Source organism: Variovorax gossypii (assembly GCF_003965815.1).
GTDB classification, from domain to species: domain Bacteria; phylum Pseudomonadota; class Gammaproteobacteria; order Burkholderiales; family Burkholderiaceae_C; genus Variovorax; species Variovorax gossypii.
In genome coordinates this window covers 64,663-86,228 of sequence record NZ_RXOE01000009.1, presented here as the reverse complement: position 1 = coordinate 86,228, position 21,566 = coordinate 64,663, and the positions used below count along the sequence as shown (strand labels likewise).

The following is a 21,566-nucleotide window of genomic DNA, read 5'->3' as shown; positions in this document are numbered from 1 at the left end:
GCGGTGGAAATGCCAACCCATGCGAGCGGCGGAGCAGCCTCGGCGCCTGCCCGTTTCCTCCTCACACGGATGCTCTTCATGCTGCTTCAACCCGACAGCTCCGGGGATGCGGGTGGTCGCCCGACCGGCCTGGAAACCCGCGACGCCCCGGCATCGTCGCCTTGTCGTTCCGCGAACGCCCATCTGCCCGACGCGGTGGCGTGGATGGCGGTCTGGGCGGTCGCGTGGGTTTCGGTCCTCATGGCCCTGAGTTGGTCGCCGCCCACCGACTCGGTCGAGCAGCTCGTCTGGGTGCGCTCCATCGAGTGGGGCTACCACAAGCATCCGCCGCTGCCCACGATGATGATCTGGCCGCTGGTCCAGCTCTTCGGCATTCACGAATGGGTGGTCAGCGCCGCAGGCGCGCTGGTCATCTCGGGGGCGCTGCTGATTTCATGGCGGCTGGTGCGCGAGCTGGCCGGCAGGCATTTCGCGGCCCTGGCCATGCTCGGCTCGCTGAGCATCACCTACTACAGCGGCCGCACCAACTTCTACAACCACAACACGGTGCTGCTCCTGTTCGTGGCGGCGGCCGCATGGTTCTGCTGGCGTGCCTTCGCGGACCGCTCGCCGAGGGCCTGGCTCGCGCTGGGGCTGATGCTCGGGCTCGGCGCGCTGGCCAAGTACCAGGTCGTGCTGGCCGCCCTGTGCGTCATCGTCTTCTGGCTCACGCAGCGTGGCTGGCGCGATCCGCTGCACCTGCGCGGCCTGCTGAACGCCGCGCTGGTCGCGGCCGTGGTCTTCGCGCCCCATCTCTGGTGGCTGGTGGCGCACGACTTCCTTCCGTTCCGCTACGCGGCTCATACCTCGCTGGGCGCCGCGATGGCCTGCGCGCAGCGCGCGGCCCATGCGGTGCACTGGCTTGCCGACCAGTGCAACAGGCTGAGTCCGGCGCTGCTGCTGGCGGCCGGCCTGCTGTGGAAGACGAGGCGCGAAACCGTGCCCGCTTCGCCCGACCCGGTTCCCGCCGTTGCCCCGGACGCCCGCGTCTTCCTCCTCATCTGGGGGCTGCTGCCGCTGCTGACCATCGTGCTGATCGGCCTCGTCACCGGCGCCGACCTCCAGTTCCAGTGGGGGACCGCCTTCATGTCCTTCACCTGCGCGGCGCTGATGCTCTTTCTCCCCGAGGGCCGGTGGCACCGCATCGAACGGCGCGACGCCGTGACCGGCTTCCTCGCGGTCCAGATACTGCTGTTCGCCATGACCTGGGTGATGTCGCCGATGAGCGGCCTGGGCCTGTCGAAGAGCAGGTCCGCCGGGTTTCGTTCGGAGCACTTCGCCGCGCGGATCGGGCCGCCGGCTCGTACCGTGCTCGGCGGTCCGGTCAGGATCGTCGCCGGCTCCGCCCGGATCGCGAGCGCCTTCGCGCTGCGCATGCCCGAGCGGCCGCTGGTCCTGCTCGACGGCGACATGACGGCCAGCCCATGGCTGAGCGTCGCGCAGATCCGCCGGCACGGCGTGCTGTGGGTGGGCGACGAGAACTCCGCGCCGCCGCCCGGCCTGGAGCGGCACTGGGTGACGGGCAAGCTGTGGTGGAGCGTGCAGTTACCGGAGCCCGCCCCCTCGGCTCAGGAAGACGAGCTGTCGGGCGACTGAACCGCGAGTTCGTAGCGGGCGAAGGACGATTCGCCCTTGCGGATCACGCTGTGCAGCGAGAAGCCGAAGCGCTCGTACAGCGAGCGCAGCGGCGCCCGGTCGGCCACGCAGTCCAGCCGCAGGAAGGGCCGGCCGATGCCGCGGGCGCGTTCGCGCGCGAAGGCCAGCAGCTGCAGGGGCACGCCTTGCCCCGCGGCTGCGCGTCGCACCGCGAGCTTGTGCACGTACAGCGATGTGCCGGCCTCGATCTCGGGCCAGAAGTGCGGATCTTCGAGGTCGAGCCGCATGACGCCGGCCACGTCGCCGTTGCTGCGAGCGATGAAGTAGCTGCCGGCATCGGTGTCGCGCTGGATGCGTTCGAGGGCGACGTCCGCCGCCGACCACAGCGGCCGGCCCTCGGCGGCGATCCATTGCGCGGCTTCGTTCAACACGGCCGCGACGGTGGCGGCTTCGGTGGGCCTGGCTTGTTCGATCTGCATGGGGCACGGAGCATAGCGGCCCTGGGCGTCAGGCATGCCTCACGACGTCGAAGCCTTCCTGCGGCGACGGCGCGGCGAAGTGGCTCGTGATCAGCTCGAACTGCTCGTCCGTCGTCTCGAAGGGATGGGTGCCGCTCGCGTTGCGCGCGCGCAGGCGCTCCTTGCAGACCGCGTCGGGCACGTCGAGGAAGTGCAGCGCGTGCGCCGCGCCGGTCGCCTCGAAGATGCCGCGCATCCACTGGCGGCTGGCCACCGTGTTGGCGGGAAAGTCGAGCACCACCGACACGCCGGCCTGGAGCAGACCGGCCACGTGGGGCGCCATGACCTGCTTCAGTCGGCCCGCGCAGCGCACGTAGTCGGGCAGTTCGCGGATCTCGCCCGGGTAGAGCGCCGCGAGCCATGCGTCCTCGCTGATCAGCACCGTGCCCGGCGCCGTTGCGAGCTGCTTCGTGAGCGTCGACTTGCCGGCGCCGATCTTGCCGCAGACCATGTGAAGCACGGGGGTGGATGTGGCGGTCAATTCGTTTCTCCTGCTGGACGGGTCTTGAAGAGCACCCCGGGAAACGAAAAACCCGCCTCCTGGGGCGGGTCGCGTGGAATGTGCCTGTGAAGCTGCGCGCTAACCCACCATCCTTCTCGGGATGATGCGAATGATCGGCGCGATGTACAGGCAGGCCACGGGAGGAGGATAGCCCACGCCGGCCTGCGCGGTCGTCAGTCGTGCAGGGACGACAGGAACTGCTTCAGCTCCGCCGTCTGCGGATTGCCGAACAGCTCCGCCGGCGGTCCCATCTCGTGCACGCGGCCCTGGTGCATGAAGATCACGCGGTCGCTGACCTTGCGCGCGAAGCTCATCTCGTGCGTGACCATCAGCAGCGTCATGCCCTCGTCGGCCAGCGACTCCACCACGCGCAGCACCTCGCCCACCAGCTCGGGGTCGAGCGCGGACGTGATCTCGTCGCACAGCAGCACGGCCGGCTCCATCGCCAGCGCGCGGGCGATGGCCACGCGCTGCTGCTGGCCGCCGGAGAGCTGGTCGGGCATGGCGTCGAACTTCTCGGCCAGGCCCACGCGCGCGAGCAGCTTGCGCGCCTGCGAGGCGGCTTCGAGGCTGCTGCGCTTCTTCACCAGCGTGGGCGCGAGCATCACGTTCCTGCCGACCGTGAGGTGCGGGAACAGGTTGAAGCTCTGGAAGATCATGCCCACGCGCTGGCGCAGCTCGCGCATGGCCATGGCGCTCTCGTGCAGCAGCGGCTTGCCGTCCACCGTGAGCGAGCCTTCCTGGAAGACCTCCAGGCCGTTGATGCAGCGAAGCAGCGTGCTCTTGCCCGAGCCGCTCTTGCCGATGATGGCGATCACCTCGCCGCGCTTCACGTCGAGGTCGATGCCCTTGAGCACCTCGTTGGTGCCGTACGACTTGCGCAGCGCCGTGATGCGCACGATGGGCGAGCCCACCGAGGTGGCGGGTTGTTGTTGCGGTTCAAGCACGGCGGCCATGGGATTTCCTCTCGAGGTTCTTGGCGTACAGGCTCACGGGAAAGCACAGCACGAAATAAAGCAGGGCCACGCAGCTGAACACCACGAAAGGCTTGAAGGTGGCGTTCGAAATCATGCTGCCGGCCTTGGTGAGTTCGACGAAGCCGATCACCGACGCGAGCGCCGTGCCCTTGATGACCTGCACCAGGAAGCCCACGGTGGGCGCGATGGCGATCTTCACGGCCTGCGGCAGGATCACGTGGCGAAGCTGCTCGCCGAAGCTCAGCGCGAGGCTGCCCGAGGCCTCCCACTGTCCCTTCGGTATGGAGGCCACGCAGCCGCGCCAGATCTCGGTGAGGAAGGCGCTGGTGTAGAGCGTGAGCGCCACGCTGGCGGCGGTCCACGCCGACACGTCGATGCCGAAGAGTGCGATGCCGAAGTAGGCCAGGAACAGCTGCATCAGCAGCGGCGTGCCCTGGAAGAGCTGCACGTACAGGCCCACGACCTTGCCGATCGCCTTGCCGCCGCGCAGCCGCAGGAAGAGCAGCAGCGCGCCCACGATGCCGCCGCCGATGAAGGCGATGAGCGAGAGAACGACGGTCCAGCGCAGCGCCAGCAGCAGGTTGCGCAGGATGTCCCAGAGAGAGAAGTCAGCCATGATGAAAAGGGGCTTTCTTGCCGTGTCCGCTCAGCGGCCGAAGAAGAACTTCGGCCCCGCCCAGTCGAGCAGCCGCCGCAGCGCCACAGACAGCGCCAGGTAGACCAGCGTGGCGACGATGAAGGCCTCGAAGGCGCGGAAGTTTCGGCTCTGGATCAGGTTGGCCGCGTAGCTCAGCTCCTCGGTGGAGATCTGGCCGCACACCGCCGAGCCCAGCATCACGATGACGATCTGGCTCACCATCGCGGGCCACACCTTCTTCAGCGCCGGCGGCAGCACCACGCGCAGGAACACCTGCGAGCGGCTCAGCGCCAGGCTCACGGCCGCCTCGATCTGCCCCTTGGGCGTGGCCTCGATGCCGGCGCGGATGATCTCGGTGGAGTAGGCCCCCAGGTTCAGCACCATCGCGATCACCGAGGCGACCTCCGGCGTGAGCTTGACGCCCGCCGCCGGCAGTCCGAAGAAGATGAAGAACAGCTGCACGATGAAGGGCGTGTTGCGGATCAGCTCCACGTACGTGCCCACGACGGCGCGCAGCCACCCGGGGCCGTCGGCACGCGCCCACGCGCAGAAGGTGCCCACGATCATGCCCAGCACGGTGCCGATGGCGGTCAGGCCGACGGTCCACGCCACGCCACGAAGCAGCAGCGGCCACTCGGAGAGCACCGCACCGAAATCAAACTCGATGTTCATAGGTCAGTCTGTTCGTGGAACGCCGCGGAACCGGCTTCGCCGGGCCGCGGGCGTTGCCCCCGGCGAGGGGGGGCGCAGCGACACGAAGTGCGCGAAGCATGGGGGAGTGCCCGTTCAGACGGGAAGGTCGCCGGCGGCCTTGCCGAGCCACTTCTTGGACATGGCGTCGAGCGTGCCGTCCTTCTTGGCCGCCGCGATGATCTCGTTGACCTTGGTCTTCAGCGCGGTCTCGCCCTTGGCGATGCCCACGAAGCAGGGGCTGTCCTTCAGCAGCAGCTTGAACTCGGCGCTCACCTTCGGGTTCTTGGCGAGCATGTCGCCGGCGACCGCGGCGCTGGTCGCGATGGTCTGCGTCTGGCCGGCCACGAAAGCGGCGATGGTCGCGTTGTTGTCCTCGAAGCGGCGGTAGTCGACGTTCGGCGGCGCCACCTTGTTCAGCTCCTGGTCTTCCATCGCGCCGCGCGTCACGGCGACGGTCTTGCCGGCCATGTCGGCGAAGCTGGTGAGCTTCATGCTCTTGGCGGCGTACACGGCCTGGAAGAAGGGGGCGTAGGCCGACGAGAAGTCGATCACCTTCTCGCGCTCCGCGTTCTTGCCCAGCGTGGAGATCACGAGGTCGGCCTTCTTCGTCTGCAGGTACGGGATGCGGTTGGCGCTGGTCACGGGCACCAGCTCGACCTTCACGCCGAGCTTGGCGCCGATGAGCTCGGCCATCTCCACGTCGAGGCCCTGCGGCTTCATGTTCTTGTCGACCGAGCCGTAGGGCGGGTAGTCGGTGGGCACGGCGATCTTGATGGTCTTGGCCTTGAGCACGTTGTCCAGCGCGTTCTGGGCGTGCGCGGCGCCGGCCGAGGCCAGCATGGCGGCGGAAGCGAGCGCCAGGGCGACGCGGCGTTTGGAAGCAGAGAAGGTCATAGCAGGGCTCCTAGGTAAGTCGAAGAATCGGAATCGGGGGACGCGCCGGGCTTGCGGCGCTTGCCCTTGGGCGTGGCGGGCGCAGTGGGCGCGGCCGTGTTCTGCAGCGGCGCCAGCGCGTCGCGCAGCTGGGCCAGCGGATCGGTGGGGGCCTGCACGCGAAGGGCGGACTGCACCGTGCCGATGTGCTCGGCCATCAGCGCCTCGGCGGCGGCGTGGTCGCCGCGCTCCAGCGCCGCGACGATCTGCACGTGGTCTTCGCAGGACTGCACCGCATCGTGCGTAGACTGGTAGAGCATGGCGATCAGCGTGGTGCGGGCCGTGTAGTCGCGCAGCGTGTCGGCCAGCAGTGTGTTGCCCAGGCACTCGGCCAGGCACACGTGGAAGTCGCCCAGCAGGAAGCTGCGGTTGCCGACGTCGCTCTCTTTCAGTGCGGCCTTTTCACGCTGCAGGTGCGCTTTCAGCTGGCGCAGGGCGGTCTTTTCGATCTTGCCGGCGGTGCCTGCGCTGCGGATGAGGCCGAGTTCGATGACGCGCCGCGCCTCGAAGGCCTCGCGTGCCTCGTCCTGCGAGGGCTCGATGACGAACCAGCCGCGCCGCGCGCTCACCGTGACGATGCCGCGCGCCGCCAGCCGGGTGAGGGCCTCGCGCACGATGGTGCGGCTGCAGTCGAACAGCATCGCCAGCTGTTGCTCGCCCAGGCGCGAACCCGGCGCGAGCTTCTGTGCCATCACCGCCTCGACGATGCGTGCACTGATTTCGGATGCGGAAATGGCCATATGCCTGCATACCAGCAGCTTCTGTGCCAACTGGTATGCAAGATTTGCGCACCTGAATGGAGCACGGCCCCGGTGCGGGGCCCTCGCGGCGTGCGCCGGTTCAGTGCCGAGCGCGGCCCAGCGCGCTGGCCGGCAGCGCTGCAAGCATGAGCAATGCCGACAGCACCAGCGCTCCGCTCAGCACGTAGAGACTGGGGGTGAAGCTGCCCGTCAGCGTCTTGAGCCAGCCGACCATCATCGGCGCCACCAGCCCGGCGCTGCCCCCGATGGTGCTGATGAGCGCGATGCCCGCCGCCGCGGCGCTCTTCGACATGAAGTTGCCCGGAACCGCCCACAGCACGGTGAATGCCGCCGAGATGCCCATGGCCGCCAGCGACAGGCACAGCACGGCAGCGACGGCGTTGTGCATGAAGAGCGTGGTCAGCGCCAGCCCGGCGGCTCCGACGACGGCACTCAGCGCGAAGTGCCAGCGGCGCTCCTTGCGCCGGTCCGAATGCCGGCCCACGACGATGTTGGCCGCGATGCCCGCCAGCGCCGGAATCACCGAGTAGAAGCCGATCTGCAGCACGCTCAGCCCCATCGACTTGAGGATCGTGGGCTGCCAGAACGACAGCGCGTAGATGCCCAGGATGATCAGGAAGGACATGAATCCGATCAGCCAGACCCGGCCGTCGCGCATCGCCGCGCCGAAGGTATGGCGCCCGGCGGCGCCGTGCGCGGCCTGATCCTCGGCGAGCAGACGGGCCACGCGCTGTTTCTCGGCCGCCGACAGCCAGGCCGCCTGCGAAGGACTGTTCGACAGCCAGCAGAAGGCCGCCACGCCCAGCAGCACGCTCGGCAGCCCTTCGAGAAGGAACAGCCACTGCCAGCCCCGCAGCGACAGCACGCCGTCGAGATACGTCATCGTGAGCCCGGCGATCGGCCCGGCCACGATGGGCGCCGCGCCGAAGGCCATGAAGAAGAGCGCCGTGGCCTGCGCGCGGCGGTGCGAGGGAAACCACAGCGTCAGGTAGAACAGCACGCCCGGCGCGAAGCCGGCCTCGAACACGCCGATGAGAAAGCGCAGCACGTAGAACTGCGTGGGCGTGGTCGCGAACATCATCGCGGCCGACGCCAGCCCCCACAGGCCCATGATGCGCAGGAGAGTCGCGCGCACGCCGATCTTCGCGAGCATCAGGTTGCTCGGAATCTCGAACACCGCGTAGCCGATGAAGAAGATGCCCGCGCCCAGGCCGAACACGGCGTCGCTGAAGCCCAGCTGGTCCTTCATCTGCAGCTGGGCGTAGCCTACGTTGGTGCGGTCCAGGTAGTTCAGCACGTAGCAGGCGCACAGCAGCGGCATCAGGCGCCAGGTGATCTTGCGGAAGAGGGCCGCGTCGTCGCGCGCGCTCGCATCGGTCGAAATGTCCGGCGAGCGCGAGTCGGCGGTGGCCAGGGCGGCGGTGTTCATCGATTTGTCTCCTTCGTTTTTCCGGTCGGCCTCAGGCGACGGTGGGCGTGCCGTGGCTGGTCTCGCCCCACAGGTGGCTGGTGGGCGCGCCCGGAAACAGCCAGTGCGGCGTGCATTCGGCCGAGGGCACCACGTTGCTGAAGCCGTGCGCGGCCGAGATGCCGGCGAGCGTCTTCTCCAGCACCATCGACAGGTACTGGTCGTTGCTGCTTTCCTGCGTGTTGCCGTTGAGGATCACTTCCGCGCCGGTGGCCTTCGCATAGCGGCGGATGCCGTTGTGTCGCGACTGCAGCGGCGCCCAGCTGTCGGCCGACACGCCGTTCTCGCTGCTCACCCGCAGGCCGTCGCCGCTGCGGTGGACCAGCGAGTGGTTGCCCTCGGTGTGGCCCGGCGTGTGCACCAGCGCCAGCCCGCGGCCGAGTTGGATGCTGCCGTCGAAGGGCACGATGCGTTCGGCCGGAATGCCGTCGAGGCCGTGCGGGCAGTACCACTCGGCCTGCACCGGCAGCAGGCCCTGCACGCTGGCGAGTTCCTGGCGGTGCACCAGCAGCCTCGCGTTCGGCAGCAGGCCGGGTGTGCCGGCTCCGCCCAGCCAGCGGCGCAGGTCCTGCGTGTGCAGGTGGTCGTAGGTGATGTAGTCGATCTGCTCCGGCGAGATGCCGCAGCTCGCCAGCGCCTGCGGCACGGTCTGGTAGACCGGCGCGATCGCCTTGTGCAGGAACTTCGGCGTCTGCTCGGCCAGTCGCTTGAAGTAGGGCGTCTCGTTGCCGGCCTCGAAGTCGGCCGGCGTGAACAGCAGCGTGCGCAGCCGGCCCTCGAAGTCGTCGTACTGGATCAGCACGGTGCGCGCCAGCAGATGCACCATGTGCGGCTTGAGCAACTGCTGCGAGTACACGCCGGTGAAGGCGAACCACGCGGGGTACGGAATGCGCAGCAGGTTGAAGCTGCGCGCGAAGCGCACCGGCGGCGCGTCGAGCAGGCGCTCGCGCAGGCCCTCGGCGGCGCGGCGGATGGCGCGCAGGCGGTCCTGCGGCATGGCGGCGTCGCGCGCGCCGTCGAAATCCGCCAGCTGCGCGAGCCCGGAGGGTTCTGGGTCTCGGATCATGTGGGTCTCCTTGTCAGCCCGAAGGAAGCGAAGCGAAATGGATGGGGCGCACTCAGTACATCGAGCGTCCGCCCGAGATGTCGAACACCGCGCCGGTGCTGAACGAGCAGTCGTCCGACGCGAGCCAGGCGGCCATGGCCGCCACCTCGTCGACCTCGACGAAGCGCCCCATCGGCACGCGCGAGAGCAGGGCGGTGCGCAGCTGTTCGCGGTGTTCGGCCGGGACGGCCGCGAACACCTCGGTGTCGGCGGCCGAGGGCGTGATGCAGTTCACCAGCACGCCCGACGAGGCCAGCTCCTTGCCCAGCGACTTGGTGAGCGCGATGAGCCCGGCCTTCGAGGCGGAGTACGCGGCGTTGAAGCCGTTGCCCTCCTTGCCGGCAACCGAGGCGATGTTCACGATGCGGCCCCGCCGCCGGGCGAGCATCGCCGGCACGATCGCGCGGCAGCACAGCCATGCGCCCGTGAGGTTGATGTCGAGCACGCTGCGCCACTGCGCGGGCGTGTGCTCCCAGGCCGGCACGGTCGGGCCGAGCACGCCGGCGTTGTTGACGAGGATGTCGATGCCGCCGAAGCGTTCCTGCGACTGCGCGGCCGCGCGGGCGATCTGGTCTTCGTCGCGCACGTCGACGACTGCCGATGTGGCGGTGCCGAGCGGCGCGAGCGTTTCCAGGGCATCGGCGAGCGCCGAAGCATCGAGATCCCACAGCGCGACGCTCGCGCCGGCCGCGAGGTATCGCCGAGCGATCGCCAGCCCGATGCCGCGTGCGCCTCCGGTCACGACGGCATGCCGACCCGCGAGCGCGTCGCCGCGCAGCGCGCTCATGCTGCAGCCGTCTCGGGTGCGCGAGCCGCGGCCGGCTGGCCCAGCAGCCCGCCGACCAGCGCGGCGACGTGCTCCGCGGGCACGCCCGCCAGCAGTTGCCGAAGCATCGTCAGCGTGTCGAAGTACACGCGCTCGCACACCAGCCGGTCGCCCTCGAAGATGAAGAAGGCGTTCATGCGGCAGCGGAAGCTGTTGCCCGTCGGCGGCAGGCCCTTCAACGGACCCTTGTGCGTGCCCAGCAGCCAGAACTCGACCACCACCGAGTCGTCGGCGTGGCGCAGCTGGATGATCTCGTGGCGTTGGTCCGGGAATGCGCGGCGCGTGTCGATGTAGTACTGGCGCACCTCGGCCATGCCGTCGTGCACCTCGCCGCTGGGAATCAGCTCGTAGTGCGGATGCGGGAAGGTGCCGAGCACCGCGTCGAAGTCCTGCCGGGTCTCGTCGGCGAAGTGGTCGAGCACGAGGCGCTCGCGGCGGGCCTGGAGTTCGGTGCGTGGGGTGTTGTCGTTGCTCATCGGGGTGTGCTCCATGTGACAGGATTGGCTGCTGACATCGGGTTGGCGCGAATGCGCCGGCCCGGGCTCGCTGCGTACTATCGGCACGCCCCTGAAACAAGACTGTCCGGTGTTGGCAATCGCCGCTACGGACAAACCCGCGATGCCACGCACGCCCCCTTCATCTCCCGACACGCCGCCGGACGCGCAGCCTTCGCCGGTGCACAACGGCGACATGCGGCTGGCTGAAGACGTGCAGCAGCGCCTGCTTGCGGTGGCGCACCGGCGCACGCTGGCGCGCGGCGAGTCGCTCTTCCACAAGGGCTCGTCGCCGGATGCGCTCTTCGGCGTGGTGGCCGGATCGCTGCGTGTGAGCGTGGTCGCGCCGGGCGGGCGCGAGGCGGTGATCGCGATGCTCGAACCCGGCCACTGGTTCGGCGAGGTGTCGCTGCTGGTGGGGCGGGAGCGCGTCTACGACACCTGCGCGGTCGATACGACCGAGATGGCGGTGGTCGCTGCGGCCGACTTCCATCGCCTGGTGGCCGAGCATCCCGACGTGCACATGGCCTTCACGCGGCTGGTGTGCCTGCGGCTGCGCCAGGCGCTGGCGTGGATCGACGACGTGATCCTGATGCCGCTGCCGGTGCGGCTCGCGCATCGCCTGCTCACGCTGGACGCGCGCGCCGAGGGCTCGGGCGAGGGCGGCGGCACGCTGCTGGGCGTGTCGCAGGAAGACCTGTCGTTCATGCTCGGCGTGTCGCGCCAGAGCGTGAACCGGCAGTTGAAGCTGTGGGAGGAAGACGGCACGCTGCGCGTGCGCTACCGCAGCATCGAGCTGCTGGACCGCGCGCAGCTCGAGCGGCACGCGGCCACGCCGCCCTGAACCTTGCGGGACGGCGGCGTGGGGCTCAGTCCATCCGCGCGCCGGATGCCTTCACCGCCTTTTCCCAGCGCGGGGTTTCCGTCGCCAGGAAGCGCGCGAAGTCCTCGCTGCCCAGGAAGGCCGGGTCGGCGCCCTGGCTCACCATGCGCTCGCGCACCTCGGGGTTGTTGAGCACCTGCTTGAACGCATCGCTGAGCTTAGCGACCACGTCTTTCGGCGTGTCCTTCGGCGCGAGGAAGCCGTAGAAGCCCACCACCTCGAAGCCCTTGACGCCCGACTCGATTACGGTCGGAATGTCGGGCAGGGCGGGGTTGCGCTCGCGGCTGGTCACGGCCAGGGCGCGCACCTTGCCCTGCTTGTGATAGTTGGCCGCCTGCGGGATCGACTCGGCCATGAACTGCACCTGCCCGCCCATCAGGTCGGTGAAGGCCGGCGCGCTGCCGCGGTAGGGGATGTGCACCATGAAGATGCCGGTGGCGGTCTTGAACATCTCCGGCACCAGGTGGCTGATGCCGCCGTTGCCCGCCGAGCCGTAGTTGACCTGGCCGGGCCGCGCCTTGGCGTAGTCGATGAACTGCTTCAGGTTCTGCACGGGCAGCTTGGGCGTGACCAGCAGCGCCAGCGGCTGCATGGCGGTGCGCGCGATGGGCACGAAGTCGCGCTGCGTGTTGTAGGGCAGCTTGCTGTAGAGCGCGCCGTTGATCACCGCAACGCCGGTGTTGGCCAGCATCAGCGTGTAGCCGTCGGCCGGGCTCTTGGCGACTGCGTCGGCGCCCACCGAGCCGCCGGCGCCGGGCTTGTAGTCGACGATCAGCGGCTGGCCCAGCACGGCCTGCAGCTTGTCGGTGAGCAGGCGCGCGTGCTGGTCGAGCGGGCCGCCGGCCGGGAAGCCGATGACGATCTTGATCGGCTTGTCGGGAAAAGCGGCCATTGCCGCCGTTGCGCCGAGGCCGAGGGAAAGGACCGCGAGCGCGGTCCGGATGGGCTTGTTCATGATCCGTCTCCTGTTTTTGTGAGGAGACGATCATAGGCAGCGCCCTCAGCCGGCCAGCGTGGCCTTCAGCGTGATCTCGGGCACGCTCGCCAGCGCCTTCGACAGCGGGCAGCCGGCCTTGGCGGCGGCCGCGATCTGCTGGAACTTCGCCTCGTCGAGGTTCGGCACGCTGGCGTCGAGTTCGAGCGCGATGCGGTCGATCCTGAAGCCCTCGCCATCCTTGGCCAGCCGCACGGCCGCCCGGGTGTCGATCTTCGTGGCCGCCAGGCCTTCTCTTTCCAGCGCGAAGGCGAAGGCCATCGTGAAACAGGCGGCGTGCGCGGCGCCGACGATTTCCTCGGGGTTGGTGCCGCGCTTGTCGTCCTCGAAGCGGCTGGCGAAGCCGTAGGGGTAGTCCTTGAGGGCGCCGGTCTCGGTGCTGACCAGGCCCTTGCCGGTCTTGCCGGCGCCTTCCCAGTGAACGCTCGCGTGCTTTTCTGCTGCCATGGAAGCTCCTTCGGTGGGGTGAGTGGGTGGATGGAGAGGGGAGGCTGCAGGTATCGCTCGGGAAGCGGCGCTTGTCTGTAGTCGCAGGGCGCATCCGGGGACGGCCGGGCATGTGAGAAAAAATGGCGTCGCCTAGGCGACGCCCCCCGGGGGCTTCCCCGATGGGAGCGGCGCACGCGGCGGCTTAGGCTGGCGGGCATCCCTCTTTCCGTCCTTCCGTCCCCCCGCCCGTGCCCACCATGGAACAACGCCCGCATCACAAGTTCTGGCCCAAGCGCCTTCCACACTCCATCACCGTCCCGGCCACCTCGCTGTGGCACAACCTGGCCACCTCGGCAGCGCGCTATCCCGACAAGCCCGCGCTGGTGTTCTTCGGCCGCGTCGTCAGCTACCGCGAGTTCGCGGCCCAGGCCGAGCGGCTGGCCGGCGCGCTGCATGCGCTGGGCGTGAAGCGCGGCGACCGCGTGATCCTGGACATGCAGAACTGCCCGCAGCTGGTGATCGCGCATTTCGCGATCCTGCGCGCCAACGCCGTGGTGGTGCCGGTCAACCCGATGAACCGGGCCGAGGAGCTCAAGCACTACATCACCGACCCGGACGCCAAGGTGGCCATCATCACCGGTGACCTGGCTGGCGAACTGGCCAAGGCCAGCAATGCGCTGCCGCCCGAGCAGCGGCTGGCCCACATGATCGTGACCCAGTTCACCGACGCCTTCGACGCCGACGCCTCGGGCGACGACGCCCCGGCGCCCGCCTGGAAGGACTGGCTCACCACCCGCCACCCGCTACCCGAACTGGAAGGCGGCAAGGTCGTCGCCTGGACCGACGCGCTCGAGGCCGGCCACACGCCGCCCGAGCACGTGGTGGGCGCCAACGACATGGCGCTGCTGCCCTACACCAGCGGCACCACCGGCCTGCCCAAGGGCTGCATCCACCACCATTCGAGCCTGATGCACAACGCCTTCGCCGGCCTGATGTGGGGCGGCTCGACCTCGGAGACGGTGGTGCTGGCCGTGGTGCCGATGTTCCACATCACCGGCGTGGTGAGCATGATGCACACCGCCATCCTGGCGGCGGCCACGCTGATCATCATGCCGCGCTGGGACCGCGACGTGGCCGGCCGGCTGATCTCGCGCTGGAAGGTCACGGCCTGGACCAACATTCCGACCATGGTCATCGACCTGATGGCCAGCCCCAACTTCGCGAACTACGACCTGTCGAGCATGACCTACATCGGCGGCGGCGGCGCCGCGATGCCGCAAGCCGTGGCGCAGCGACTGCTGGAGCAGTACGGCCTGAAGTACCAGGAGGGCTACGGCCTCACCGAGACCGCCGCGCCCTCGCACACCAACCCTTCGGACCACCCCAAGCAGCAGTGCCTGGGCATCCCGTTCATGAGCACCGACGCCCGCGTGGTCGACCCCGACACGCTGAAGGAGATGCCCATCGGCGAATCGGGCGAAATCATCATCCACGGCCCCGAGGTGTTCCAGGGCTACTGGAAGCGCCCCGACGCCACCGCGGCCGCCTTCGTCGAGTTCGAGGGCAAGCGCTTCTTCCGCTCGGGCGACATGGGCCGCATGGACGAGGACGGCTACTTCTTCATCACCGACCGCCTCAAGCGCATGATCAACGCGAGCGGCTTCAAGGTGTGGCCGGCCGAGGTCGAGCTGCTCATGTTCCGCCACCCGGCCATCCAGGAAGCCTGCGTGATCTCGACCAAGGACGACTACCGCGGCGAATCGGTCAAGGCGGTGGTGGTGCTGCGCGCCACGCACAAGGACACCACGGAGCAGCAGATCATCGACTGGTGCCGCGAGAACATGGCGGTCTACAAGATCCCCCGCAAGGTGCAGTTCGTGGACGCGCTGCCCAAGAGCGGGAGCGGGAAGGTGATGTGGAGGCTGCTGCAGGAGGCGGAGAGCGAGGCGAAGTGAGATCGGCGGGCAGCAGGCCGCCCACCCGCCTGCCTTGTCCTTCTCGTTCTATTGGCGCGTCCTGATCCAGTTCAGCATCTCGAGCACGCCATAGGCCGTGGCGGGTATCTGCTCGAGGTTCGAGCGGGTCTCGATGCGAGCGCGATCTTCGGCGGTTGTATTGGCTGTGACCCAGCCCTCCAGCAACGCCTGAACGGCGCGCTCGCGTTCGTCGCCGCGTGCCACATTCCTGGCGTAGGGGAAACCGAAGCAACTGCACCCGATGGCCATGGGTTGCCTGTCGGACTCGACGTAAAGGCTCCCCTGGCGGATCGCGAAGAGGCGCTTGCCGTTGGCGCCTTTCAGCTCTACTACCAGCGTTCCGCCATCGGCGAGGAACGACACCTCGTCGATGGATACCGGCTGGGCGAGGTCGCCGGGCTCGACGATGCAGAGCTGGAGTGCAATCAGAGCCAGAACCGCAAGCGACACCAGGAGCGTCAGCGCATACCGTAGAGACTTCACTTGCGGCCCAGCGACTTCAGCAGTTTCCCGGCTTCTTCCCTTCCGTTCGGCGTGACGTACTGCGCCGCCACCGCCTTCGTCAGGTAGTCGACGACCTTGCGGTGGTTCTTGTGCGGGCCTTCCCAGAGGAAGAGGCGGCCCAGCTCGAGCGCCGCGTCGCCGTCGCCCTTGGAGTAGGCGCGCTCGAACCAGTAGCGGGCCCAGCGGAAGTTGCCATCGTCGCGGTAGCAGATGGCGAGGTTGGCGCAGCCTGCCACGTCGCCCGCTTTCGCGGCCTTGCGGTACCACTCGCGGGCGGCGGCGCTGTCCTGCCTCACGCCGATGCCGTGGTCGAGGAAGTAGCCGACGCTGTTGAGCGCATGAATCTCGCCGGCGGCGGCCGCCTTGAGGAACAGCGACAGCGCCTTCTTGTGCTCGCCGGCGTCCCAGGCGTCGTTCGCCGCGGAAAACCAGTCGTCCCGGGTGGGTTCCTGCATGTGAGGGGTCTCCTTCGAAGCGCCGTTCTGGGAAGAACGCGAGAAAGAAAAAAACTGTGTCCCGATCCCTCCCGGCGCATGGATCACTTAGCCTCGATCGGTTTGGCGATTCTGCCAATCTCCAGGTCTTTCCGGCTTTTTCATGCACTTTCGCGCGCTGCTTTCCAGTCTTCTCCTGCTTGCCTTTCCTCTGCTTTCCCAGGCCGCACCCCGCAACTGCCTCGTCGTCGGCATCAGCGACGGCGACACGCTCACCGCCCGCTGCGGGCGCATCGGCGCCTACGAGCGCGTGAAGGTGCGCATCGCCGCCATCGACGCGCCGGAAAAAGCCCAGCCCTACGGCCAGCGCAGCAGGCAGGCGCTGAGCAGCATCTGCTTCGGCGAGCAGGCGCGCATCACCGAGATCGACACCGACCGGTACGGCCGCACCGTGGCGGACGTGAGCTGCAACGGCGAGGACGCCGGCAGCCGCATGGTGGCCGACGGCTGGGCCTGGGTGTACGACTACAACCGCCTGGCCACCAAGCGCGGCGGCGGGCTCTTCAGGCTGCAGGACAGCGCCCGGTCCCGGCGTGCGGGCCTCTGGGCCGACCCCAGGCCGACGCCGCCCTGGGAATGGCGCAAGCACCAGCGCGAGGAGCAGCAGCACTGGGGCGGCAGCCACTGGGGCAGCCTCTTCTGATTGCCCCGGGGCCTCCGCGACAGGCCCCATGTCACGGCGGATTCACGGGACCGCGGGACCATTTCGGGTTCCCACAATCCCCCGCGACAACAACATGGCCAAAGACTTCGCCCGCATGGAGGACTCCAACCCCTCCGCCAATCCCACCATCCATGAAGTTTCCGATCCGTCCCGGCGCGTGTTCGTGCGCGGCGGCATGGCGGCGGCGGTGGCAGGGCTCTTCGGCCCGCTGGCGGCCGGCACCCTGGCCGGATGCGCCACCACCGGCGGCAGCGGCAATGTGAGCGGCCTGGGCCGTGCCATCGGCTTCAAGAGCGTGCCCATGGCGGCCGTCGACACGGTGGTCGTGCCCGAGGGCTACAGCACACAGGTTCTCTACCGCTGGGGCGACCCGACCGGCATCGCGGGCGCCATGCCCGCCTTCAAGACCGACGGCTCCAACACCGCCGAAGAGCAGGCGCTGCAGGCCGGCATGCACCACGACGGCATGGCCTTCTTTCCGCTCGAAGGCTCCAACCGCGGCCTGCTGGTGCTGAACCACGAATACGTCGACGACGGCCTGCTGCACCCCGACGGCATGAAGACCTGGACGCCCGAGAAGGTGCGCAAGTCGATGAACGCCCATGGCGTGTCGGTCATCGAACTGCAGCGCGACAGCGCCGGCAAGTGGACACAGCTCGCGCCTTCGCGCTTCGCCCGCCGCGTCACCGCGCTCACGCCGATGACGCTGACCGGCCCCGCCGCCGGCCACGCCATGCTGCGCACCGCCGCCGACCCTTCGGGCACGCAGGTGCTGGGCACCTTCAACAACTGCGCCAACGGCCACACGCCGTGGGGTACCTACCTCACCTGCGAGGAGAACTTCGCCGACTACTTCGAGGGCACCGACACGCCCGACGCCCACCAGAAGCGCTGGGGCATCAAGAAGGGCAACGGCGCCAAGTACCGCTGGCACGAGCACGAGGCGCGCTTCGACGTGTCGAAGCACCCGAACGAGTCGAACCGTTACGGCTGGGTGGTCGAGATCGACCCGCAGGATCCGACCTCCACGCCGCGCAAGCGCACCGCGCTGGGCCGCGCCGCGCACGAAGGCGCCGCCACCGCGCTCACCAACGACGGCCGCGCCGTCATCTACATGGGCGAGGACTCGCGCTTCGAGTACATCTACAAGTTCGTGAGCCGCGACGCGGTCAAGCCCGGCGGCGCCGCAGCCAACCGCGACCTGCTCGACCACGGCACGCTGTACGTGGCCCGCTTCGACGTGGACGGCACGGGCGAATGGCTGCCGCTGGTGCAGGGCAAGGGCGGCCTCGTGGCCGACAAGGGCTTCACCACGCAGGGCGACGTGCTCATCAAGGCGCGCCAGGCCAGCGACCTGCTGGGCGCCACCAAGATGGACCGCCCCGAATGGACCACGGTGGATCCGCTCACCAAGGAGGTCTACTGCACGCTGACCAACAACAGCAACCGCGGCGGCGCCGGCCAGCCCTTCATGGACGCGGCCAACCCGCGCTCCAACAACACGATGGGCCAGATCATCCGCTGGAAGGAAACCGGCGACCTCGACGCGACCAAGTTCGCCTGGAACCACCTCGTGCTCGCGGGGGACCCGAAGCAATCGCGCTACGAGGCGCAAGGCAACATCAAGGGCGACACCTTCGGCAGCCCCGACGGCCTGATGGTCGACGCGCGCGGCGTGCTGTGGATCGAGACCGACGTGTCGACCTCCACGCTGGGCAAGGGCGAGTACGCCAACCTGCCCAACAACCAGATGCTGGCCTGCGACCCGACCAAGGGCGAGATCCGCCGCTTCCTGCTCGGCCCGGCCGGCTGCGAGATCACCGGCCTCACGGCCACGCCCGACCTGCGCACGCTGTTCATCAACATCCAGCACCCGGGCGAGCCGGCCAACGAGCGCAGCGACCCCGAGCGTCCGCTCGCCGTGTCGAAGTGGCCCGACGGCGCCGGCCGGCCGCGCTCGGCGACCATTGCCATCACGAAGAACGACGGCGGCGTGATCGGGACCTGAAGACCTGAAGGCGCGCGCGCCTCAGCAGGTTCCCCAGCATCGCAGCGAGGGCACGAAAAGCCCCGCCGCGAAGCTGACGGCACAGAAGAACAGCAGGATCAGCGCCGCCAGCTTCAGCCCCTCGGCGCTCCAGCGCGGCGCAAAGGTGCTGATGAGGCCCGAGGCGAAGCTGCCTTCGAGCCGCTCGGCACCGCCCCAGCGCAGCACCCAGAGGCAGAACAGCGCCTCGGCGGCGTGCGCGACGGTCCACACGAGGAAGGACAGCATCGCCAGCCTTCCTCCCTCAGGATTCGCTCTTGCCTTGCACGTCGGCTACCACGCGCGCGTTGCGCTGGAAGCTCCAGTACGCGCCGGCCCAGTCCATCATCACGACGACGCGGTTGCGAAAGCCGATCAGGAAATACGCGTGCGCGAACAGCCAGAACAGCCATGCGAGCCGGCCGCTGAAACGCAGAGGGCCGAAGGGCGTGCCGAGGTCGACCACCGCCGAATTGCGGCCGATGGTGGCGAGGTTGCCGTAGTCGGCATAGCGGAACGGCACGGTCGGCTGGCCCGCGATGCGGCGCAGGATGTTGGCGGCCGCCGCGCGACCCATCTGCTTGGCGCCGGGCGACACGCCGGGCACGGGTTTGGGCGGCTTGCCGGGCGCATGGCTCATGGCGGCGGCGAGGTCGCCCACCACGCTGATCTCGGGATGGCCCGCGAGGCTCAGGTCTGGCTCGACCTTGATGCGTCCCGCGCGGTCGCATTCGACGCCCGTGGCGGTGCCCAGCATGCGGCCCAGCGGAGAAGCCGCGACACCTGCCGCCCACACCACGCAGCTGCTATCGATTCGGTAGCTGTCGACCGGCGATCCGTCTGCGCCGCCACCGGTCTGCACTTCGAGCCCGTTGGCATCGATGGCTGTCACGCGCGCATTCAGGCGTACTTCGACGCCCAGCCGCTCCAGCTGTTCGAGCGCCTTCTGGCTCAGCGATTCGGGCATGGCCTGCAGCACGCGCGGGCCGCCCTCGACCAGCAGCACCTGCGCGCTGCTCGGGTCGATGTGGCGGAACTCTCCTGACAGCGTGTGCTTGGCGATCTCGGCCAGCGTGCCGGCCATCTCGACGCCCGTGGGGCCGGCGCCGATCACCACGAAGGTGAGCAGGGCGCGGCGCTTTTCCAGGTCGGCCGTGATCTCGGCGGTCTCGAACGACAGCAGCACGCGGCGGCGGATCTCGAAGGCATCGGCCAGCGTCTTCAGCCCGGGCGCCACGCTCGACCATTCGTCGTGCCCGAAGTAGCTGTGCGTGGCGCCGGCCGCGACGATCAGGTGGTCGTAGGGCACGCGGTCGCCGTTGGCAAGGTGCACCGACCGGGTTGCCGGATCGATGCCGGCCACCTCGCCCAGCAGCGTCGTGATGTTCGGCTGCTTGCGGAACAGCGAGCGCACCGGCGCCGCGATCGACGGTGCGGCGAGCCCGGCGGTCGCCACCTGGTACAGCAGCGGCTGGAACAGGTGGTGGTTGGTCTTGTCGATCACCGTCACGTCGACGTCCGCCTTCTGCAGCTTGCGCGCGGCTTCGAGTCCGCCGAATCCGCAGCCGACGATGACGACTTTGGGCCTGCCCGATGGGTTGGTCGTTTGCATGCGACGGATGATACGCAGCCGCCCTGCACGCCCCGGCGTCTTGTGCCACAGTGGCTGCCCCTTGCGCCCGTTGGCGCTCTTTGCCGAAGTCGCGGCGGCAGGCCTGCGGCGTTTTGTCCTACGTGCCGCCGCGACCCGGATGGGCTACAACTTGCGGCTGACCCGACTGGAGACTCCATGACGCTTTCCCGGCCGATCACTCAGGCGGCGGGCGCACTGCGCGACAGGTTCCGCGAGGTGCGCGCCACGAGCCTGGCGCTTGCCGCCCCGCTCTCCGCCGAAGACCAGTGCATCCAGTCGATGCCCGACGCGAGCCCGACCAAATGGCACCTCGCGCACACCACCTGGTTCTTCGAGAGCGTGCTGCTGCAGCCGCATGCCGGCGGCTACCAGCCCTTCGACGCGCGCTTCCTCTACCTCTTCAACTCGTACTACGAGGCGCTCGGCCCGCGCCATCCGCGTCCGCAGCGCGGACTGCTGACGCGGCCCTCGCTCGACGAGGTGCACGAATACCGCCGCCAGGTGGACGATGCGGTGGTGGCGCTGCTGGAAGAGGGCGGGGCCGACTGGGCCGTGATCGAGCCCATCGTCACGCTCGGGCTGAACCACGAGCAGCAGCACCAGGAGCTGCTGCTCACCGACATCCTGCACGCGCTGTCGTGCAACCCCATGCTGCCCGCCTACAAGCCCGCGAACGGCCCCGCGCTGCGGCTGGCCGCCGTGCCGCCTGCCGTGCGCTGGATCGAGCGGGCCGGCGGCATGGCAGAGGCGGGGCACGAGGGCGCCGGTTTCTCCTTCGACAACGAAACGCCGCGCCACCGCGTGCTGCTGCAGCCTCATGCCATCGCCGACCGCCTGGTGAACTGCGGCGACTATGCGCAGTTCATCGCCGACGGCGGCTACCAGCGGCCCGAGCTATGGCTGTCCGACGGCTGGGCCGCGGTGCAGGCGAACGGCTGGCGGCATCCGGCGTACTGGCTCGCGCAGGACGATCCCCGCCTGCGCTTCGCCGGCCCCTCGTCGCAGGCGGCGGGCGACTGGCATGTGTTCGGCCTGAACGGCGTGCGGCCGATGGAGGCCGATGCGCCGGTCTCGCAGCTCAGCTTCTATGAAGCCGCCGCGTATGCCGAGTGGGCCGGTGCGCGGCTGCCCACCGAGTTCGAATGGGAAGCCGCGTTCGATGCACCCGGCATCTCGCAGATGACCGGGCACGTCTGGCAATGGACGCGCTCGTCGTACGACCCGTATCCGGGATTCCGCCCCATGCCGGGCATCGCGGCCGAATACAACGGCAAGTTCATGGTGGGGCAGCTGGTGCTGCGCGGCGGCAGCGTCGCCACGCCGGCCGGGCATTCGCGTCCCAGCTATCGCAACTTCTTCCCGCCGGCGGCGCGCTGGCAGTTCACGGGGCTGCGGCTCGCGAAAGACATCTGAT

Annotated in this window: 23 protein-coding genes; 6 read left to right on the top strand and 17 right to left on the bottom strand. The window is 68.9% G+C overall.

The genetic code is table 11. The features are described from left to right. The first annotated feature begins 78 nt into the window (after positions 1-78). Positions 79-1,635, top strand: a complete 1,557-nt coding sequence (locus tag EJP69_RS25595) for an ArnT family glycosyltransferase (protein ID WP_170217230.1) — start codon at positions 79-81, stop codon at positions 1,633-1,635. Here the strand turns inward: EJP69_RS25595 and EJP69_RS25590 are convergent. The 11 genes from EJP69_RS25590 to EJP69_RS25540 all read right to left on the bottom strand — a co-directional run bounded on the left by EJP69_RS25590 (position 1,608) and on the right by EJP69_RS25540 (position 10,531). Next, on the bottom strand, positions 1,608-2,114 hold the full coding sequence (locus EJP69_RS25590; protein ID WP_093199673.1) for a GNAT family N-acetyltransferase: 507 nt from the start codon (positions 2,112-2,114) through the stop codon (positions 1,608-1,610). The two genes, EJP69_RS25595 and EJP69_RS25590, sit on opposite strands and share 28 nt — an antisense overlap. 28 nt (positions 2,115-2,142) lie before the next feature. Then, the gene (locus EJP69_RS25585; RefSeq protein WP_093199536.1) at positions 2,143-2,604 is read right to left on the bottom strand and encodes a P-loop nucleotide/nucleoside kinase family protein; all 462 of its coding nucleotides are present in this window, start codon (positions 2,602-2,604) and stop codon (positions 2,143-2,145) included. Positions 2,605-2,828: 224 nt separating this feature from the next. Beyond that, the gene (locus tag EJP69_RS25580; RefSeq protein WP_093300904.1) at positions 2,829-3,611 is read right to left on the bottom strand and encodes an amino acid ABC transporter ATP-binding protein; all 783 of its coding nucleotides are present in this window, start codon (positions 3,609-3,611) and stop codon (positions 2,829-2,831) included. Further along, positions 3,595-4,248, bottom strand: coding sequence for an amino acid ABC transporter permease (locus EJP69_RS25575; protein WP_093199540.1), 654 nt, complete (start codon positions 4,246-4,248; stop codon positions 3,595-3,597). Before EJP69_RS25575 ends, EJP69_RS25580 begins: the two co-directional genes overlap by 17 nt. A 30-nt stretch (positions 4,249-4,278) precedes the next feature. Beyond that, positions 4,279-4,941, bottom strand: a complete 663-nt coding sequence (locus EJP69_RS25570) for an amino acid ABC transporter permease (protein ID WP_093300901.1) — start codon at positions 4,939-4,941, stop codon at positions 4,279-4,281. Positions 4,942-5,055: 114 nt separating this feature from the next. After that, entirely contained in the window at positions 5,056-5,856 is an 801-nt protein-coding gene (locus tag EJP69_RS25565; RefSeq protein WP_126473071.1) for a transporter substrate-binding domain-containing protein, read from the bottom strand. Continuing rightward, a complete protein-coding gene (locus tag EJP69_RS25560) occupies positions 5,853-6,635 on the bottom strand; it encodes a GntR family transcriptional regulator (protein ID WP_093199547.1) in 783 nt (260 codons plus the stop codon). Before EJP69_RS25560 ends, EJP69_RS25565 begins: the two co-directional genes overlap by 4 nt. Positions 6,636-6,735: 100 nt before the next feature. Beyond that, positions 6,736-8,085 carry an MFS transporter gene (locus EJP69_RS25555; protein WP_126473069.1) on the bottom strand — a complete coding sequence of 450 codons (1,350 nt, stop codon included), beginning with the start codon at positions 8,083-8,085 and terminating at the stop codon, positions 6,736-6,738. Positions 8,086-8,116: 31 nt separating this feature from the next. Next, positions 8,117-9,190, bottom strand: a complete 1,074-nt coding sequence (locus EJP69_RS25550) for an MBL fold metallo-hydrolase (protein ID WP_126473068.1) — start codon at positions 9,188-9,190, stop codon at positions 8,117-8,119. A 52-nt stretch (positions 9,191-9,242) separates the two neighbouring features. Continuing rightward, positions 9,243-10,016, bottom strand: a complete 774-nt coding sequence (locus EJP69_RS25545) for an SDR family NAD(P)-dependent oxidoreductase (protein WP_126473066.1) — start codon at positions 10,014-10,016, stop codon at positions 9,243-9,245. Continuing rightward, the gene (locus EJP69_RS25540) at positions 10,013-10,531 is read right to left on the bottom strand and encodes an ester cyclase (protein WP_125951135.1); all 519 of its coding nucleotides are present in this window, start codon (positions 10,529-10,531) and stop codon (positions 10,013-10,015) included. The genes EJP69_RS25545 and EJP69_RS25540 overlap by 4 nt, the downstream gene beginning before the upstream one ends. Before the next feature lie 142 nt (positions 10,532-10,673). Here EJP69_RS25540 and EJP69_RS25535 point away from each other — a divergent pair, with 142 nt between their 5' ends. Then, positions 10,674-11,393, top strand: a complete 720-nt coding sequence (locus EJP69_RS25535; protein ID WP_126473064.1) for a Crp/Fnr family transcriptional regulator — start codon at positions 10,674-10,676, stop codon at positions 11,391-11,393. A 25-nt stretch (positions 11,394-11,418) separates the two neighbouring features. Here EJP69_RS25535 and EJP69_RS25530 read toward each other — a convergent pair whose 3' ends face one another. Both EJP69_RS25530 and EJP69_RS25525 read right to left on the bottom strand, forming a co-directional pair. Next, entirely contained in the window at positions 11,419-12,387 is a 969-nt protein-coding gene (locus tag EJP69_RS25530) for a Bug family tripartite tricarboxylate transporter substrate binding protein (RefSeq protein ID WP_126473063.1), read from the bottom strand. Between the two features lie 45 nt (positions 12,388-12,432). Continuing rightward, a complete protein-coding gene (locus tag EJP69_RS25525; protein WP_093300890.1) occupies positions 12,433-12,873 on the bottom strand; it encodes an OsmC family protein in 441 nt (146 codons plus the stop codon). Between the two features lie 239 nt (positions 12,874-13,112). Here EJP69_RS25525 and EJP69_RS25520 point away from each other — a divergent pair, with 239 nt between their 5' ends. Then, the gene (locus EJP69_RS25520) at positions 13,113-14,810 is read left to right on the top strand and encodes a long-chain fatty acid--CoA ligase (RefSeq protein ID WP_093199676.1); all 1,698 of its coding nucleotides are present in this window, start codon (positions 13,113-13,115) and stop codon (positions 14,808-14,810) included. 48 nt (positions 14,811-14,858) lie between these two features. Here EJP69_RS25520 and EJP69_RS25515 read toward each other — a convergent pair whose 3' ends face one another. Continuing rightward, positions 14,859-15,314, bottom strand: coding sequence for a hypothetical protein (locus EJP69_RS25515; protein WP_126473061.1), 456 nt, complete (start codon positions 15,312-15,314; stop codon positions 14,859-14,861). Beyond that, positions 15,311-15,790, bottom strand: a complete 480-nt coding sequence (locus EJP69_RS25510; protein WP_126473059.1) for a tetratricopeptide repeat protein — start codon at positions 15,788-15,790, stop codon at positions 15,311-15,313. The genes EJP69_RS25515 and EJP69_RS25510 overlap by 4 nt, the downstream gene beginning before the upstream one ends. Positions 15,791-15,932: 142 nt before the next feature. Between EJP69_RS25510 and EJP69_RS25505 the strand changes: the two genes are divergently transcribed. After that, positions 15,933-16,472, top strand: coding sequence for a thermonuclease family protein (locus EJP69_RS25505; RefSeq protein WP_126473057.1), 540 nt, complete (start codon positions 15,933-15,935; stop codon positions 16,470-16,472). A gap of 94 nt (positions 16,473-16,566) precedes the next feature. Continuing rightward, positions 16,567-18,501 (top strand): PhoX family protein, encoded by a 1,935-nt coding sequence (locus EJP69_RS25500; RefSeq protein ID WP_126473055.1) that lies wholly within the window; start codon positions 16,567-16,569, stop codon positions 18,499-18,501. 21 nt (positions 18,502-18,522) lie between these two features. Here the strand turns inward: EJP69_RS25500 and EJP69_RS25495 are convergent, their stop codons facing one another. Together EJP69_RS25495 and EJP69_RS25490 are read right to left on the bottom strand one after the other, a co-directional pair. Continuing rightward, a complete protein-coding gene (locus tag EJP69_RS25495) occupies positions 18,523-18,768 on the bottom strand; it encodes a hypothetical protein (protein WP_126473053.1) in 246 nt (81 codons plus the stop codon). A 16-nt stretch (positions 18,769-18,784) separates the two neighbouring features. Further along, positions 18,785-20,131, bottom strand: coding sequence for an NAD(P)/FAD-dependent oxidoreductase (locus EJP69_RS25490; RefSeq protein WP_093199585.1), 1,347 nt, complete (start codon positions 20,129-20,131; stop codon positions 18,785-18,787). 177 nt (positions 20,132-20,308) lie between these two features. Between EJP69_RS25490 and egtB the strand changes: the two genes are divergently transcribed. Further along, complete coding sequence (egtB, locus tag EJP69_RS25485; protein WP_126473051.1) at positions 20,309-21,565, top strand: ergothioneine biosynthesis protein EgtB; 1,257 nt, start codon at positions 20,309-20,311, stop codon at positions 21,563-21,565. Position 21,566 lies beyond the last annotated feature (1 nt).